Genomic DNA, 357 nt, shown 5'->3' with positions numbered 1-357 from the left:
CAAGCGAATGGTGTGGATCGTCGACGGCTACACCACGCTGGACAACTACCCGTACTCGGAGTTGACGACGCTGTCGAGCGCGACCGCCGACTCCAACGAGGTGGCCGTCAACCGGTTGGCGCCGGACAAGCAGGTGTCCTACATCCGCAACTCGGTGAAGGCCACCGTCGACGCCTACGACGGCACGGTCACGCTGTACGCGCAGGACGAGAACGATCCAGTGCTCAAGGCGTGGATGGACGTGTTCCCCGGAACGGTGAAGCCCAAAGCCGACATCACCCCGGAACTGCAGGCGCACCTGCGTTACCCCGAGGACCTGTTCAAGGTGCAGCGGGCCCTGCTCGCCAAGTACCACGT

General features: G+C 63.9%; 1 protein-coding gene. It reads left to right on the top strand.

Annotated features, from left to right (window positions below; translation table 11 throughout):
• Positions 1 to 357, top strand: a 357-nt coding sequence (locus AY633_RS14720) for a UPF0182 family protein (RefSeq protein WP_186008783.1), incomplete at both ends; no start/stop codon positions are given.

This window comes from Planococcus maritimus (assembly GCF_001592825.1).
Classification (GTDB): domain Bacteria; phylum Bacillota; class Bacilli; order Bacillales_A; family Planococcaceae; genus Planococcus; species Planococcus maritimus_C.
The sequence above is the reverse complement of the archived record's forward strand: the minus strand, read 5'-3'. Positions and strand labels throughout refer to the sequence as shown.